Origin of the sequence: Rhodopseudomonas palustris (assembly GCF_003226555.1) — a bacterium.
Classification (GTDB): domain Bacteria; phylum Pseudomonadota; class Alphaproteobacteria; order Rhizobiales; family Xanthobacteraceae; genus Rhodopseudomonas; species Rhodopseudomonas palustris_I.
The window spans coordinates 818,737-833,669 of record NZ_QKQS01000023.1 but is presented as its reverse complement, the minus strand read 5'-3'; the positions used below and the strand labels follow the sequence as shown (position 1 = coordinate 833,669).

The following is a 14,933-nucleotide window of genomic DNA, read 5'->3' as shown; positions in this document are numbered from 1 at the left end:
TTCGTCGGCTTCGCCTCCTCGCAATGACGACGACAGCTAACAATTTCGATTCTATCAGTGCGGAGTAGCGACGTGAATCCAAGGGAGCCGGCGATGGCCGATGAGCACCGTTCGCGACTGGGACGCGGCCTGGCGAGTCTGATCGGCGATGTCGGCGGCGAGGCGACGCAGGCCGAACGGCCGCGGGCGCAGCGCAAGGTGCCGATCGAATTCATCAAGGCCAATCCGCGCAACCCGCGCCGTTCCTTCACCGATGCCGAGCTCGGCGAATTGTCCGACTCGATCAAGCAGCACGGCGTGATCCAGCCGATCGTGGTTCGTCCGGTGAAGGGCACCGCCGATCGCTACGAGATCATCGCCGGCGAGCGGCGTTGGCGCGCGGCGCAGCGCGCCGGTCTGCACGAAGTGCCGATCGTGCCGGTCGACGTGTCGGACGCGCTGGCGCTCGAAATCGCCATCGTCGAGAACGTGCAGCGCGAAGATCTCAATCCGCTCGAAGAGGCGCTGGGCTATCAGGCGCTCGCCGCCGAGTTCAACCGTAGCCAGGAAGAGATCGCCAAGATCGTCGGCAAGAGCCGCAGCCACGTCGCCAACATGATGCGGCTGATCAAGCTGCCCGACGACGTCAAGGCGCTGATCGCCTCGGGCGAGCTCACCGCCGGTCACGCCCGCGCGCTGATCGGTCTGCCCGATCCGTCGGCGATCGCCAAGCGGATCGTCGCCGAAGGTCTCAACGTCCGGCAGACCGAAGCGCTCGCACACGAAGAGGGTGTGCCGGAGCGCAAGCCGCAGAAGCCGCGTGCCGCTGCCGGCGCCAAGCCGGTGAAGGACGCCGATACGCTGGCGCTCGAGAAGCGCCTCAGCGACGTGCTCGGCATGAAGGTGACGATCGACGACCACGAAGGCGCCGGCGCCCTCCAGATCCGCTATGCCGATCTCGATCAGCTCGACGACATCATCCGCCGGCTCGAGGCGGGCGGTTAGTTCGCGTTGTGGGTTGAGGCTTGAGGCGACGATCTCTCGTTCGTCATTCCGGAGCGCGCAGCGTAGCTGCGCGAGCCCCGAATCCATACTCACAAACTTCTCGTGAAGACACGGTGAGTCTGGTTTTGTGACCGAGCTGAGGGGGCAGTGATTATGGATTCCGGGCTCGCGTTACGCGCGCCCCGGAATGACGAACGAGAGGGGTCTCGTTTGGCGAGACGGGTGGCCTCCGCTGCGCTCAGCACTGTGGATGATACCAACTAACTCCGTCGCCTCGCACTGACCGCGATCGACAGCAGCGTGCGCTGGGCGATGGCGGCGCCGAGTGTGGCCTGGCGGCGGGTTTCGAGCGCGGCGCTGGCGAGTTGATCGATGATCTGCGCCAGCCGCGTCGCCGAGAAATTGCGCAGCGCAGTTTCCGACGCGGTCTTGCGCGAGAAGTGCAGCCGCGGGAATCCGGAGTCGAGGGCCACCGCGGCCGGTGTGCCGCCTTCGACCGCCAGGCTGGTCTTGTGCAGGAACGCCGCATGGCGCTGCGCCGCGAGGATGATCTGGCCCGGATAAGTGCCGGCCACCATGGCCTTGGCGAATTCGCTTTCAACCACGACGGGCTTACCCGAGAACGCCGCGTCGACGATGACATCGAGCTTCAGGTCGGATGCATCCGATACGCAAGTGATCACGTCGTCGAGTGTGACCTCGCCCTTGCCGTGGGCGTAAAGCGCCAGCTTGCGCAGTTCATTGCGCGAGGCCTGGCGATCGCCGCCGAGCAACGTCGCCAGCACCGCTCTTGCGTCCTTGGCGATCTGCAGATTCGAGCCGCGCAATTCGTCGTCGATCAGCCGGGCGATGTCGGCTTCGCCATCCGGGTAGCAGCCGATCGCGACCGCGCCGGTGACCGCCTTTTCGCAGGCCTTACGCAGTGCATTGTCGGGCTTGATGTCGCCGGCCTCGATCACCACCCGGCATTCCTTCGGCGGTGAGGCGATCAGCGCTTCGACGCCGGCGACGAAACTGCGTGAGCCGGCGCGAACCCGGATCGCGCGGCGGCCGCCGAACATCGGAATGGCGAGGGCTTCGTCGACCAGCCGTGACGGCTCCGCGGCGAGTTCATCACCGTCGAGCCGCACCAGTGCGAATGGGTCTTTGGGATCGTCGAGCGAGGCCGCGATCAGCGCATCGGCGCGTTCGCGCACCAGGCCGGCATCCGGCCCGTACAACAGCACGATCGGCCGACCGGGATCGGGCCGGGTCAGAAACGAAGTGGCGTCTTTGCCGCGCAGCGCAACCATCACTCAGCGCCAGAGCCGAACCTGAACCACCACCGCGTGCTCGGAGCGATCGCGGTTCACATGCCGGCGTAGAAGAACGAGGCCAGCCGGGTGTTGATGTTCTCGGCGATCTCCTGCACGGCGCGGTCTTCCGCGTCGCGCCCCGCGCGGGTACGGGCGAAACGCTGCGACTGGCCGGGCACGTCGTATTCGACCCGCGAGAAGGTGTTGCCGGTCATCACCGTCTTGCCGGTGGCGATGTCCTTGAGCTGGTAGCTGGCATCGATCGCGTAGTTCTCGATCGTCGGCAGCTGCGTGCTGGGATCGACGATCAGCGACGAGCGCGAGGTCGAGATCGCGATCTTCAACGTGTACAGCGCCGGCGCCCCGGTGGCGCTGCCGTAAAGCTTGAACATCAGCTTGTTGCGCAGCTCGACGCCGAGGCGCGAGTTGCGCGAGCCGTTCGGAATGTCGAGCGGCGGCACTTCGATGGCGGAGAGCTTGTCGCGCAGCGTCGGCGAACCGTCGCCGCGATCGGCGTACATCGGATGGAAACAACCGGCGACCGATGCCGCCAGCGCAACCGCCAACGCCAACCGGGCGACGAACTTCTTGAGCTCCGCGGGCTTAGCCGACGACATTCACGATCCTCTGCGGAACCACGATCACCTTGCGAACGGGCTTGTCGCCCAGGGCCTGTTTTACCGCATCGAGCGCCAAAACGGCAGCCTCAATTTCACCGGTCGGGGCGTCACGGGGCACCGTCACCTCGCCGCGCTTCTTGCCGTTGACCTGCACCGGCAGGGTGATGCTGTCCTCGACCAGCAGATCCGGTTCGATCGGTGGCCACAGGGCTTCGGAAACGAGGCCGGTCTGGCCGAGCACTGTCCAGCACTCCTCGGCAAGATGCGGCATCATCGGGTGGAAGAGCTGAACCAGGATCATGGCCGATTCGCGGATCGCCCAGGCGAGATCGGGTGAGGGCGTCGGCGACCGGGCCAGCACGTCGCCGAGGGTATTCGAGAACTCGCGAATGTGCGCCAGGCTGACGTTAAAGGCGAGCCGTTCGATGCCGGACAGCACTTTATCCAGCGCGCCGTGTGCGGCCTTGCGCAAGCCGAGCGCGTCGGCGCCGAAGCTGGCCGGCTTTTCGGAAGGAGCCGCGGCGGCGATCGGAGCGGCATCGTTCACCATCCGCCACAGCCGCTGCACGAAGCGCGACGCGCCCTTGACGCCTTCCTCGCTCCAGATCACGTCGCGGTCCGGCGGCGAATCCGACAGCATGAACCAGCGCGCAGTGTCGGCACCGTAAGTCCCGATGATGTCGTCGGGATCGACGGTGTTGCGCTTGGACTTCGACATCTTCTCGATCGGGCCGATCTCGACCGGGCTGCCGCCATCGATCAACGTGGCGCGGCGCTGATCGCCATCGACCACGATCGCCACTTCGGCGGGCGAGGCGAAGTGACCATCGGCCTTCCGATAGGTCTCGTGCACCACCATGCCCTGCGTGAACAGGCCGGCGAACGGCTCGTCATGCTGGATGTCGATGTGACCGGCCGCCTTCATGGCGCGGGTGAAGAACCGGCTGTACAAAAGATGCAGGATCGCGTGTTCGACGCCGCCGATATATTGATCGACCGGCATCATCCGGTTGACGACGTCCGGCGTGGTCGGGGCTTCGGTGTTCCACGGATCGGTGAAGCGCGCGAAGTACCAGGACGAATCCACGAAGGTGTCCATGGTGTCGGTTTCGCGCACCGCCTTGCCGCCGCACTGCGGACAGGTGACGTGCTTCCAGGTCGGGTGATGGTCGAGCGCATTGCCCGGCTTGTCGAACGACACGTCCTCCGGCAGCACCACCGGCAGATCCTTGTCCGGCACCGGCACCACATCGCATTTCGGGCAGTGGATGATCGGAATCGGGCAGCCCCAATAGCGCTGGCGCGAGATACCCCAGTCGCGCAGGCGGAAGTTGACCTTGCGCTCGCCGACCGGTGCGCCGCCGAGCTGCGCCGTCTCCAGCCGCTTGGCGACGTCTTCCTTCGCCTCGGCGATCGTCATGCCGTCGAGGAAGCGCGAATTGATCAGGCGGCCGTCGCCGTCATAGGCGGTGTCGGTGATGACGAAGCTCGCCGGATCCTGGCCTTCGGGGCAGACCACGGGCGTATTGCCGAGCTGATACTTGTTGACGAAGTCGAGGTCGCGCTGGTCGTGCGCCGGGCAGCCGAAGATCGCGCCGGTGCCGTATTCCATCAGCACGAAGTTGGCGACGTAGACCGGCAGCTTCCAATTCGGGTCGAACGGATGCACGGCGCGGATGCCGGTGTCGATGCCCTGCTTCTCGGCGGTGTCGATCTCGGCCTGCGCGGTGCCGCGCTTCTTGCAGTCCTCGATGAACGCCGCGACCTTCGGGTCCTTCGCCGCCGCCGCTTGCGCCAGCGGGTGGTCGGCCGCGATCGCCATGAACTTGGCGCCGAACAGCGTGTCCGGGCGGGTGGTGAAGATCTTCAGCTCGGTCTCGCCGGCCGGCGTGGTCGCGCTGTCGAGCGCGAACCGCACCATCAGGCCCTCGGAGCGGCCGATCCAATTGCGCTGCATCAGCCGAACCTTGTCGGGCCAGCGGTCCAGCGTATCCAGCGCGTCCAGCAGCTCCTGGGCGTATTTGGTGATCTTGAACACCCACTGGTTCATCTCGCGCAGCTCGACCACCGCGCCCGAGCGCCAGCCGCGGCCGTCGATCACCTGCTCGTTGGCCAGCACGGTCATGTCGACCGGGTCCCAGTTCAGCTTGCGCTTCTCGCGCTCGACCAGCCCGACTTTCAGGAAGTCGAGAAACATCTTCTGCTGGTGCTTGTAGTAGGTCGGATCGCAGGTCGCGAATTCACGCGCCCAGTCCAGCGACAGCCCCATGGTCTGGAGCTGCTTCTTCATCGCCGCGATGTTGTCGTAGGTCCACGCCTTCGGGGCGACCTTGCGCTCGATCGCAGCGTTCTCGGCCGGCAGACCGAATGCGTCCCACCCCATCGGATGCAGCACATTGTAGCCGCGCGCCCGCATCGTCCGCGCCACCACGTCGCCCATGGTGTAGTTGCGGACGTGGCCCATGTGGATCCGCCCCGACGGGTACGGGAACATCTCCAGCACGTAGTACTTCTTGCGCAGGTCGTCGTTCCGGGTGGCGAAGATCTTCGCTTCGTCCCATTTCGCCTGCCATTTCGGCTCGGATTCGCGGGCGTTGTATCGTTCGTTGCTCATGGGATCAGGATTCGAAACATCAGAAGACGGCCGGCCGGTTCGAGCGCGGATCATCAGGGCGGAAAACAGGGCGCGGCCGAGGTCGCCAACCGGTGCGGGGGCTCGGTTCAAATCGCGCGCGAAGCGCGCGGACTAGGCCATGAAACATGGTGTCGGGTCAATGGGATGGCGCAAGCCGGCAGCGCCGCCGGGCGCCCCTTTGCGGCCTCAGCTCGCCATGGCCACCGGGCCGTCGGAGGCGCGGGTGAAGCCGTGCTCGACCACATTGTTGCGACCGCGATGTTTAGCCGCGTACAGCGCTGCGTCGGCCGCTTCGACCAGTTCGGCCGGCGAGGCCTGCTCGCTCGGCAGCGCACAGGCGACGCCGATGCTGACGGTGACGTGCTCAAACGTGCTGGTCCGGTGCGGCAGCGCGAGTTGTTCGACGGTCGAGCGCAGGAGCTCGCCGACCTGGATCGCCCGTGCGGTGCCGGTGTCCGGCAGCAGCAGACAGAATTCCTCGCCGCCATAGCGCGCCGCAAAGCCGCTGGTCTGGTCGGCGATCGCCGCCAGCGTCTCGCCGATCCGGCTCAGGCAGGCGTCGCCCTCGGGATGGCCGTAGGAATCGTTGAACAGCTTGAAGTGGTCGACGTCGATCATCATCAGCGCCAGCCGATGCCCGGTCTGCTGGCCTCTCAGCCACTCGAACTCGAGCCGGCTCTGGAAGCCGCGGCGATTGGCGAGGCCGGACAGCAGGTCCATCGACGCCATCACGCTGAGGCGGCTGTTGCTGGCGACCAGCTCGCGCTCGCGCTGGCCGAGTTGCGCCGCCATCGCGTTGAAGGCCCGGGCCAGCGGCACGAATTCCGAGGGCAGCCGTTTCCGGGCGACCCTGGCCGACCAATCCCCCGCGGCAAACCTTTTGGCAACCGCGGTCAGCACCGAAATCGGCTGGACGATCAGCCGTTCGGCCGCAATCAACGCGCCGAGCAGGACGAACAGGCAGACCAGCGCCAGCTGCAGATAGGCGGTGCGGATCTCGTGATTAATGCCGGCCGAGACTTTGCTTTCGTCGATGGTGACCACCAGTCGTGCGCTGGTCCCGGGAATTCGGCTGATCGAGAGCAGCCGTCCGGCCTCGTCCCGGATGATGGCGGCCTGCTGTCCCTGCGGATTTTCCGCCATCGCGGGCAACAGCGCCAGCCTGTTCAGTTTTTTGCCGATCAGGCTGCGCTCGTCAGGCGGCGTCGCCAGCACCGTGCCTTCGCCGTCGATCAGCGCCGCGCTGACGCCCGTTCGCCCGGCGAGATTGCTCATCATGTCGGACAGCCAGTCGAGGTTGATCCCGGCGACGATCACCGCTTCCTTGCCGGTGTCGATCGCCGACACCGGGTAGGCGGCCAGGATGGTGCCCTTCTGGGTTTGGCGCCCGACCAGGAAGTCGCTGACCACAAAGTCGCGCGTTTCTAATGCCTTACGGAAGTAAGGCCGATCGCTGATATCGCTGCCGACGAACATCGACGCGGTCGAACAGCGCACGACACCGTCCGGATCGGCCACCATCAACATCCGAATCGAAGGCAGGTCGACCCGCAGGCTTGCCCGCAGGATGCTGCAGCCCCGCCCGGCCTGCGCGGCCGCGGCATGCACATAGGCGGCGGATTTCAGGACGGCCTCGACCGAGGAGATCACCTCGCGCTCGGCGTCGGCGGTGCGCTGCGCCAGGGTCGATATTTCCTTGGTCATCGCGGCGAGCTGGGCAGCCCGGGTCTGCTCGAGCAGACGCACCCGGTCCAGCATCAGCGGACACACCAGAATCAGTGCCAACACCACCAGTCTGGCCCGGATTCCGAGCAAGGCTCTGAGTTTGGCTTTGTTGCGGACGATTGCGATGCGTGACATCGTTGCCCCTCGATCCCCCGCAATCACCCTAGGTGGAAGGCTTCAAAAAGCCTTTCCGCGATTCGTTACAATTTGACCGAAAGTCGCCTCGTGAGAGAATTCGCTGCCCACTTCTCGCCGTTTACGTTGCCTTCACCATGTCTCCGCAGGCTTCAGGGAGCCGAGACACGATGAGCGCGGCGGATCATCTGGCGACGGTCGAGGCCGAGATCGCCCGCGCCTGCAAGGATGCACGGCGCGATCGCAGCGAGGTGACGCTGATCGCGGTGTCGAAGACCTTCGAGGCCGACGCGATCCGCCCGGTGCTGGCCGCGGGCCAGCGGGTGTTCGGCGAAAACCGCGTTCAGGAAGCCAAGGGCAAATGGCCGGCGCTGGTCGCGGAGTTTGCTGGTACCGAATTGCATCTGATCGGGCCGTTGCAGTCCAACAAGGCCAAGGACGCGGTCGCGCTGTTCGACGCGATCCATTCGGTGGATCGCGACAGCCTGTGCGAGGCTTTGAGCAAGGTGCTGCCGCAGGCCGGTCGCAACGTCGATCTGTTCGTGCAGATCAACACCGGCGAGGAGCCGCAGAAGGCCGGGATCGCGCCGCAGGACGCCGACGCTTTTCTGGCCGCCTGCCGCGAGCGTTGGGGGCTGACGATCGGCGGGCTGATGTGCATTCCGCCGGTGGATGAAGCCCCGGCGCCGCATTTCGCGCTGTGCGCCAAGATCGCCAAGCGCAACGGGCTGTCGAAACTGTCGATGGGCATGAGCGCCGACTTCGCCACCGCCATCGCGTTCGGTGCGACCCATGTGAGGGTGGGTTCGGCGATCTTCGGGCATCGATAGGGCGGCTGCCGCGCGATCTCATTCTTTGCCGTCACCACCCGCGAAAGCGGGTGGTCCAGTATTGCAGTGCGCTGCTGACCAATTCCGACGCTCTGGAATACTGGGTCGCCCGCCTGCGCGGGCGATGACGGTTACGGAGCGATGCTCCGCGTAATCACACCAGCGCCGCTGCCGATGGGACCAATCTACCCGATCACGATCTTCGTGTTGGGGCCGAGCCGCGCCAGCAGGCGGGTGAGGTTTGGCCGGGTCATCGCCACACAGCCCGCCGTCGGCCCGAAATTGTCGCGGGCCAGATGCAGGAAAACCGCGCTGCCGCGGCCGGCGATGCGCGGCCGGGTGTTGTGGTCGATCTCGATGATCAGGTCGTAGAGGTGGTCGTCGCGCATCAGGCGATCGCCGTCGCCTGCCGCCGACCGGCGGATCGGCCGGTTGTAGTGCCGGCTGACCGGGTCTTCGCACCAGGCATCGTCGGGACCGATGATGCGGATCGGCAGATGGGTGCGGGGGCGCGGGCCGCGATCGGGCCGCCACCACAGCCGCAGCGGCCAAAATATGCCGCGCGGTGTGCCGCCATCGCCTTCGCGCTTATTCGCCAGAATGCCGCCGCGGCCGAGCGCCACCGGGATGGTCAGCCCGCCCGCGATCAGCCAGCCGCGGCTGCGCTGGCCGGCAGCGGCGCGCACCTGCAGCCGTGCCAGCGGTTGCGGCGATCTTCGCGAAGCTTCTGGTCTGGCTGTCTTTTTCATGCGCCCGGAGGTCTGCCGCCGGCATCATGGAGGCAAATTTAGGCTGCCGCAGTTAAATTCCGCGGAATCGCTCCCTATCTGCTGAACTGCGATACAATCGCGCGTGATTTGCGTGCGCTCCCGGCTAACAGCCGTGCGCCGCCAGACGACGGAAGGACAGCGCCCATGCCGAACGCCCGCAAGATCCTGATCGTGGACGACGACAACGATCTGCGCGATGCGCTGGTCGAGCAATTGTCGCTGCACGAGGAGTTCGAGGCGTCCGCTGTCGATACCGGTGCCAAGGGCGTTCAGACCGCCAAAGCGCTGTCGCCGGACCTGGTGCTGATGGATGTCGGCCTGCCCGACACCGACGGTCGTGAGGTGGTGCGATCCCTGCGAAAGGGCGGGTTCAAGGCGCCGATCATCATGCTGACCGGCCACGACACTGATTCCGACACCATCCTGGGCCTGGAAAGCGGTGCCAACGACTACGTCGCCAAGCCGTTCAGGTTCGCCGTGCTGCTGGCGCGGATTCGCGCCCAGCTTCGTCAGCACGAAGCCAGCGAAGATGCCGTTTTCGCGGTCGGGCCGTACTCGTTCCGGCCCGGCTCCAAGATGCTGACCGGTGCCAATGCCAAGAAGGTGCGGCTCACCGAGAAGGAGACCGCGATCCTGCGCTTCCTGTACCGCGCCGGACAGGCGCCGGTCTCGCGCGAGACGCTGCTGCAGGAAGTGTGGGGTTACAATTCCGGCGTCACCACCCATACGCTGGAGACTCACATTTACCGGCTCCGCCAAAAGATCGAGCGAGATGCGGCGAATCCGGAGATTCTGGTCACCGAGGCCGGTGGCTACAAACTCGTGCCGTGATACCAATACGGGGCCGATTCACCCGCTGCCCGGTCCCGCATGTCGATCGAAGATGATGTTGCTCTGCTCGCGCGCGTCCCGACGCTCCGGCTGCTCGGCGAGCAGGCGCTGCGGATGCTGGCGATCGGCTCGGAGCAGCGCGACTTTGCCCGCGGCGACGTGATGTTCAATGCCGGCGAGCCGGCCGATGCCGGCTACGTGGTGCAGCGCGGCGCATTTCAGATCACCATGGAGGACGACGGCCTCCACGAGATGGTGGCGCGGCCGGGTGATCTGATCGGCGAGCTGGCGCTGGTGATGCCGATGCGGCGCCCGTCGACGGCGGTCGCGCTCGAGTACTCGTCTGCGGTCCGGATCGCCCGCAGCCTGTTCCAGCGGGTGCTCGAAAGCGATCCCGGAGCGGCACTGAGGCTCCGCGACGAATTCGCCGCCCGCACCAGTCAGATCGCCAATGATATCGTCACAGTCGGCAGCAAGCTGACGTCGTAGCGAATTGGATTGCCGAGTCGCGCGACAACAACGCGTCGAACCAATTCGATCGATCGATGAAGCGCTCCAACTACAACTCCATCGTCATCGTGACCGGGACGTGGTCGCTGGGGCGTTCCCAGCTGCGCGCGTCACGCAGGATCTTGAAGTCGATGACACGGTCCTTCAGTGCTTCCGACACCCAGATGTGGTCGAGCCGGCGGCCGCGGTCGCCGACCGTCCAATCGGCGGCCCGATAGCTCCACCATGTATAGACCTTCTGATCGAGCGGGATGCGATCGCGCGCGACGTCGACCCAGTTGCCGGCGGTCATCACTTTGAGCAGTTTCTCGCATTCGATCGGCGTGTGCGACACCACCTTGAGAAGCTGTTTGTGTGACCAGACGTCGTGCTCGTGCGGTGCGACGTTGAGGTCGCCGACCAGGATGTGCCGCTGATCGCCCGACGGATGCAGTGGCACGCAGGCTTTCATCTCATCGAGAAACGACAGCTTGTGCTTGAATTTCGGATTGACGGCCGGATCGGGAATATCACCGCCGGCCGGGACGTAGAAATTGTGCAGCACCAGCGGCGGCGCGTCGTCGGCCGTTTTCACCGCCACCGAGATGTGACGGCTGTCGATGATGTCGCAGAAGGTCCGGATGTCGGTGCTGAGAAACGGCAGCTTCGAAATCACCGCGACGCCGTGATAGCCCTTCTGCCCGTTCAGTGCGATGTGCTCGTAGCCGAGCCGCTTGAACCGCTTCAGCGGAAACGCGTCATCCGGACATTTGGTCTCCTGCAGACACAGAATGTCCGGGCGCTGGGCTTTGAGAAACTTCGCCACCAGCTCGATGCGCAGACGCACCGAGTTGATGTTCCAGGTGGAGAGCGTGAGGCGCATGGGAGCTCGGTCGCAGGAGGCAGGACGGCACCGAAAGAGGTGCGATGCATCCTTGTTGCGCGGCATGGAGTCGGACGCAAGCCGATGGTGTGAACAACCGGCCGGGCATTCAGTCCGGGATTCTGCGAAGGGGATGGATTGCCGGATCAAGTCCGCCAATGACGGGCCTGCATGAACCGCAGGCTCTTCCGTCTCCTCATCCTTCGAGACGCCCGGCTTCGCCGAGCTCCTCAGGATGAGGACTCAGTGCCTTCGGAAAGATCGGATCGTCTCAATCAAACGATGAACCGCTCTAACCCGGCGGGGTCTGATAGTTGGTGTAGTCGATCTTGAACATCGACGGATCGGGGCGTTTGGTCGTGTCGAGATTATAGACCGCAACCGTGGTGTCGTAGCCCTGCGGATCGGTGACGGTCCACTGCTTGAGCTGACCGTCCTTGGCGCCGAACATCAGCAACAACCGGCTGGTGCCGATGACGGCATTCTTCTCTTCGATGATGATGTTCGAATACAGGTCGTCGGAGGTGATGCTGACGACGTTGGTGTCGCGTAGTAGATCGAGTCGGTCGCTGAGCAGATAGCGCAGCGGCGTCTGCGACAGCGGATAGACGTCCTGGGTCGCCAGCTTGCGATCACGCACCACCACCGACTGTCCGTCGGCGATCATCGAGATCGGGCTGGGGTCGTCATACTCGAACCGCACCCGGCCGGGCTTCATGATGTAGAAATCACCGGTGAGCTTGCTGCCGTCCGGTCCGACCTGGACGAACTGGCCGACCAGCGTCTGCAGCGACGACAGATACGCGCTGGCCTTGGCGGCCTCCGCCTTCTGAGCCGCATCGAAGGTGGTGAAGATCGACGCCGGCACGTTGCGCCGCGGATCGGGGATCACCGGCTCGGGCGGCGCGGTCAGCTTCGCGACCGGCGGCTGCGCTGGAGCCTGCGGCGAACGCTGTTTCGGCTCTGCGGCACTGAGCTTCAGCGCGCGGGGCGATGGCTTCGGAGCCGGGATCGGTTCGGCATTCGCCGGCTGCTGCGCAATGTTGGCGATCACAATCGCTGCGGCGGCCGCGCAGGCGCGCCGCAGGTTGGTTCCGGTCGCCCACACCGGCTTCAAACCATTGAATTGCTTGATCAAGCTCATGTCCTGCACGGTTGCGACAACTCCGTCGCGTTGTCCGTCTGCCGCTACAGGGACGCTATGGCGATTTCGCGACCCCATATCGGACATCTGCATTCCCGTGATCCCGCCGTTCAAAAGTTCGAATCCTCTTCAGCGACGAGGATCTCGCGTTTGCCGGCGTGATTGGCTTGGCCGACGATGCCTTCGAGCTCCATCCGCTCCATCAGCGAAGCGGCGCGGTTGTAGCCGATCTGCAGGCGACGCTGAATATAGCTGGTCGAAGCCTTGCGGTCGCGTTTGACGATCGCCACTGCCTGCTGGAACAGATCGCCGCCGCCGTCGCCGCCCATCCCGGTGGCGTCGAACACTGCGCCGTCTTCACCTTCGGCCGGCTCTTCGGCGGTGACCGCTTCGAGATATTCGGGCGCGCCTTGCGCCTTGAGATGCTTGACGACCTTCTCGACTTCCTCGTCGGACACGAACGGGCCATGGACGCGGCTGATGCGGCCGCCGCCCGCCATGTACAGCATATCGCCCTGGCCGAGCAGCTGTTCGGCGCCCATCTCGCCCAGGATGGTGCGGCTGTCGATCTTCGACGTCACCTGGAAGGAGATGCGGGTCGGGAAGTTGGCCTTGATGGTGCCGGTGATGACGTCGACCGACGGACGCTGCGTGGCGAGGATCACATGCAGACCGGCGGCGCGGGCCATCTGCGCGAGGCGCTGCACCGCGCCTTCGATGTCCTTGCCGGCGACCATCATCAGGTCCGCCATTTCGTCGACGATGATCACGATGTAGGGCAGCGGTTCGAGGTCGAGTTTCTCTTCCTCGTAGATCGCCTTGCCAGTCTCCTTGTCGAAGCCGGTATGCACCGTGCGGGTCAGCTCTTCGCCCTTGGCTTTGGCCTCGCCGAGCCGGGTATTGTAGCCGTCGATGTTGCGCACGCCGAGCTTGGCCATGCGCTTGTAGCGCTCCTCCATCTCGCGGACCGCCCATTTCAGCGCCACCACCGCCTTCTTCGGATCGGTGACCACCGGCGTCAGCAGATGCGGGATGCCGTCATAGACCGACAGTTCGAGCATCTTCGGATCGACCATGATCAACCGGCATTGATCCGGCCGCAGCCGGTACACCAGGCTGAGGATCATGGTGTTGATCGCGACCGATTTGCCCGAGCCGGTGGTACCTGCGATCAACAGATGCGGCATGCGGGCGAGGTCGACGATGATCGAATCGCCGCCGATATTCTTGCCGAGACACAGCGGCAACTTGTGCACGGTCTCGTTGGCGTCCTTCACGCTGAGCAGCTCGCGCAAATACACCTTCTCGCGATGAGCATTGGGCAGTTCGATGCCGATCGCGTTGCGGCCGGGGACCACCGCGACGCGCGCCGACAGCGCGCTCATCGACCGGGCGATGTCGTCGGAGAGGCCGATCACGCGTGAAGACTTGATGCCGGGCGCCGGCTCCAGCTCGTACAGCGTGACCACCGGACCGGGGCTCGCCTTGATGATCTCGCCCCGCACGCCGAAGTCCTGCAGCACGCCTTCGAGCGCACGAGAATTGGCCTCGAGCTCGGACTTGTTGAGCGGCTGCCGGTCCGACGCCTTTGGCGCCGATAGAACGTTGACCGAGGGCAGGTCGAACCGGGCCTTCTTGGCCACCGGTTTGGGGGCGACCTTCTTGCGGGGCGTGCGAGCGACCGGAGGGGCTTCCTCTTCGTCCTCGTCTTCCTCGATCTCGTCGACGGGCTCGGGTTCGTAGTCGTCGTGATCATCGGCTTCGGGGGCGATCGGCGGCGCCGAGCGGCCGCCGAGCCGGGGCTCCTGTCGTTCGAACGCCTGCTTGCTGGTGGCAGGCGCACTACTGACCAGGCCCTGGTAGGACAGCTTGGCCAGCCGCCACAACCGCGCTTTGGCACTGAGCAGCGCGTGGACCAGCCAGCCGAGCGATACGGATCCGCGGTCGTCTTCGTCTTCTTCCTCGAGCGGCAGATCTTCGTCGGCCGATGCCTCCTCGGGCTCGCGTTCACGCGATCCGAATCCGCCGGCGATCACGAACGTCGCCAGCACCGCAATGCCGAGGATGATGGTGAGGATGATGCGGAAGATCAGGCCGGGGCCGAACACCAGCGATGGTGCCCGCACCAATGCGTCGCCGACCACGCCGCCGAGCCCGGTCGGCAGCGGCCAGGCGGTGTCGTGCGGAAACGATGAGGCAAAGCCCGCGGCGAAGATCGTGCACAGGAACCAGGCGCCCATTCTCAGCGCGGTGCGGTCGAACGGCCGGTGATTCAGCATCCGCCAGCCCCACACCGCGACCGGCATCAACAGACCGATCGCGCCGAGGCCGAGTATCTGCATCGCCAGATCGGCGCCGATCGCACCCGGATAGCCGAGTAGATTGTGGATGCGCCGCGAGGTGGCGTGGCTGAGGCTGGGGTCCTGCACCGACCAGGTGGCGAGTGCGGCTGCAGCGACTGCGGCGAGCGCGATCAGGCCGAATCCGGCGAGTTCGCGCAGCCGCCGCGCCAGCACTTCGCGCACCGAGGGCGGCAGATGGCCGACCAGAGGAAAGGCTCGTTCGATCGCCGGCATGCTCATGGGGCCCTGC

Annotated in this window: 12 protein-coding genes; 4 read left to right on the top strand and 8 right to left on the bottom strand. The window is 65.3% G+C overall.

The genetic code is table 11. From position 1 onward, the window contains the following. Window positions 1-93: 93 nt before the first annotated feature. On the top strand, window positions 94-984 hold the full coding sequence (locus DNX69_RS16380; protein ID WP_110787011.1) for a ParB/RepB/Spo0J family partition protein: 891 nt from the start codon (window positions 94-96) through the stop codon (window positions 982-984). A 260-nt stretch (window positions 985-1,244) separates the two neighbouring features. Here DNX69_RS16380 and holA read toward each other — a convergent pair whose 3' ends face one another. The 4 genes from holA to DNX69_RS16360 form a co-directional block, all read right to left on the bottom strand. Beyond that, window positions 1,245-2,276 (bottom strand): DNA polymerase III subunit delta, encoded by a 1,032-nt coding sequence (gene holA, locus DNX69_RS16375; RefSeq protein ID WP_110787010.1) that lies wholly within the window; start codon window positions 2,274-2,276, stop codon window positions 1,245-1,247. Window positions 2,277-2,332: 56 nt separating this feature from the next. Beyond that, window positions 2,333-2,896, bottom strand: coding sequence for an LPS assembly lipoprotein LptE (gene lptE, locus DNX69_RS16370; protein ID WP_110787009.1), 564 nt, complete (start codon window positions 2,894-2,896; stop codon window positions 2,333-2,335). Further along, window positions 2,883-5,513, bottom strand: a complete 2,631-nt coding sequence (leuS, locus tag DNX69_RS16365; protein WP_110787008.1) for a leucine--tRNA ligase — start codon at window positions 5,511-5,513, stop codon at window positions 2,883-2,885. The genes lptE and leuS overlap by 14 nt, the downstream gene beginning before the upstream one ends. Window positions 5,514-5,720: 207 nt before the next feature. Then, complete coding sequence (locus DNX69_RS16360) at window positions 5,721-7,394, bottom strand: diguanylate cyclase domain-containing protein (protein ID WP_110787007.1); 1,674 nt, start codon at window positions 7,392-7,394, stop codon at window positions 5,721-5,723. Window positions 7,395-7,564: 170 nt separating this feature from the next. Here DNX69_RS16360 and DNX69_RS16355 point away from each other — a divergent pair, with 170 nt between their 5' ends. Then, the gene (locus DNX69_RS16355) at window positions 7,565-8,224 is read left to right on the top strand and encodes a YggS family pyridoxal phosphate-dependent enzyme (RefSeq protein WP_110787006.1); all 660 of its coding nucleotides are present in this window, start codon (window positions 7,565-7,567) and stop codon (window positions 8,222-8,224) included. Between the two features lie 185 nt (window positions 8,225-8,409). On the opposite strand, the gene DNX69_RS16350 is transcribed toward DNX69_RS16355, so the two are convergent. Continuing rightward, complete coding sequence (locus DNX69_RS16350; RefSeq protein ID WP_110787005.1) at window positions 8,410-8,973, bottom strand: L,D-transpeptidase family protein; 564 nt, start codon at window positions 8,971-8,973, stop codon at window positions 8,410-8,412. 165 nt (window positions 8,974-9,138) lie between these two features. On the opposite strand from DNX69_RS16350, the gene DNX69_RS16345 reads away from it, so the two are divergent. Both DNX69_RS16345 and DNX69_RS16340 read left to right on the top strand, forming a co-directional pair. After that, window positions 9,139-9,825 (top strand): response regulator transcription factor, encoded by a 687-nt coding sequence (locus DNX69_RS16345; protein ID WP_013500184.1) that lies wholly within the window; start codon window positions 9,139-9,141, stop codon window positions 9,823-9,825. A 39-nt stretch (window positions 9,826-9,864) separates the two neighbouring features. Continuing rightward, window positions 9,865-10,314, top strand: a complete 450-nt coding sequence (locus tag DNX69_RS16340) for a cyclic nucleotide-binding domain-containing protein (RefSeq protein WP_110787004.1) — start codon at window positions 9,865-9,867, stop codon at window positions 10,312-10,314. A gap of 70 nt (window positions 10,315-10,384) precedes the next feature. Here the strand turns inward: DNX69_RS16340 and DNX69_RS16335 are convergent, their stop codons facing one another. From DNX69_RS16335 to DNX69_RS16325, 3 genes are all read right to left on the bottom strand, one after another. Then, window positions 10,385-11,197: an exodeoxyribonuclease III gene (locus tag DNX69_RS16335; RefSeq protein WP_110787003.1), complete on the bottom strand. Its 813-nt coding sequence runs from the start codon at window positions 11,195-11,197 to the stop codon at window positions 10,385-10,387. Window positions 11,198-11,489: 292 nt separating this feature from the next. Next, entirely contained in the window at window positions 11,490-12,434 is a 945-nt protein-coding gene (locus DNX69_RS16330) for an outer membrane lipoprotein carrier protein LolA (RefSeq protein WP_110787002.1), read from the bottom strand. A gap of 17 nt (window positions 12,435-12,451) precedes the next feature. Further along, window positions 12,452-14,923: a DNA translocase FtsK gene (locus DNX69_RS16325; protein WP_110787001.1), complete on the bottom strand. Its 2,472-nt coding sequence runs from the start codon at window positions 14,921-14,923 to the stop codon at window positions 12,452-12,454. Window positions 14,924-14,933 lie beyond the last annotated feature (10 nt).

Coding starts and splice junctions, on each gene's coding strand:
- lptE (WP_110787009.1), bottom strand. CDS start 2,896: ATGTCGTCGGCTAAGCCCGCGGAGCTCAAGAAGTTCGTCGCCCGGTTG.
- DNX69_RS16350 (WP_110787005.1), bottom strand. CDS start 8,973: ATGAAAAAGACAGCCAGACCAGAAGCTTCGCGAAGATCGCCGCAACCG.
- leuS (WP_110787008.1), bottom strand. CDS start 5,513: ATGAGCAACGAACGATACAACGCCCGCGAATCCGAGCCGAAATGGCAG.
- DNX69_RS16355 (WP_110787006.1), top strand. CDS start 7,565: ATGAGCGCGGCGGATCATCTGGCGACGGTCGAGGCCGAGATCGCCCGC.
- holA (WP_110787010.1), bottom strand. CDS start 2,276: ATGGTTGCGCTGCGCGGCAAAGACGCCACTTCGTTTCTGACCCGGCCC.
- DNX69_RS16360 (WP_110787007.1), bottom strand. CDS start 7,394: ATGTCACGCATCGCAATCGTCCGCAACAAAGCCAAACTCAGAGCCTTG.
- DNX69_RS16325 (WP_110787001.1), bottom strand. CDS start 14,923: ATGAGCATGCCGGCGATCGAACGAGCCTTTCCTCTGGTCGGCCATCTG.
- DNX69_RS16330 (WP_110787002.1), bottom strand. CDS start 12,434: ATGCAGATGTCCGATATGGGGTCGCGAAATCGCCATAGCGTCCCTGTA.
- DNX69_RS16345 (WP_013500184.1), top strand. CDS start 9,139: ATGCCGAACGCCCGCAAGATCCTGATCGTGGACGACGACAACGATCTG.
- DNX69_RS16380 (WP_110787011.1), top strand. CDS start 94: ATGGCCGATGAGCACCGTTCGCGACTGGGACGCGGCCTGGCGAGTCTG.
- DNX69_RS16335 (WP_110787003.1), bottom strand. CDS start 11,197: ATGCGCCTCACGCTCTCCACCTGGAACATCAACTCGGTGCGTCTGCGC.
- DNX69_RS16340 (WP_110787004.1), top strand. CDS start 9,865: ATGTCGATCGAAGATGATGTTGCTCTGCTCGCGCGCGTCCCGACGCTC.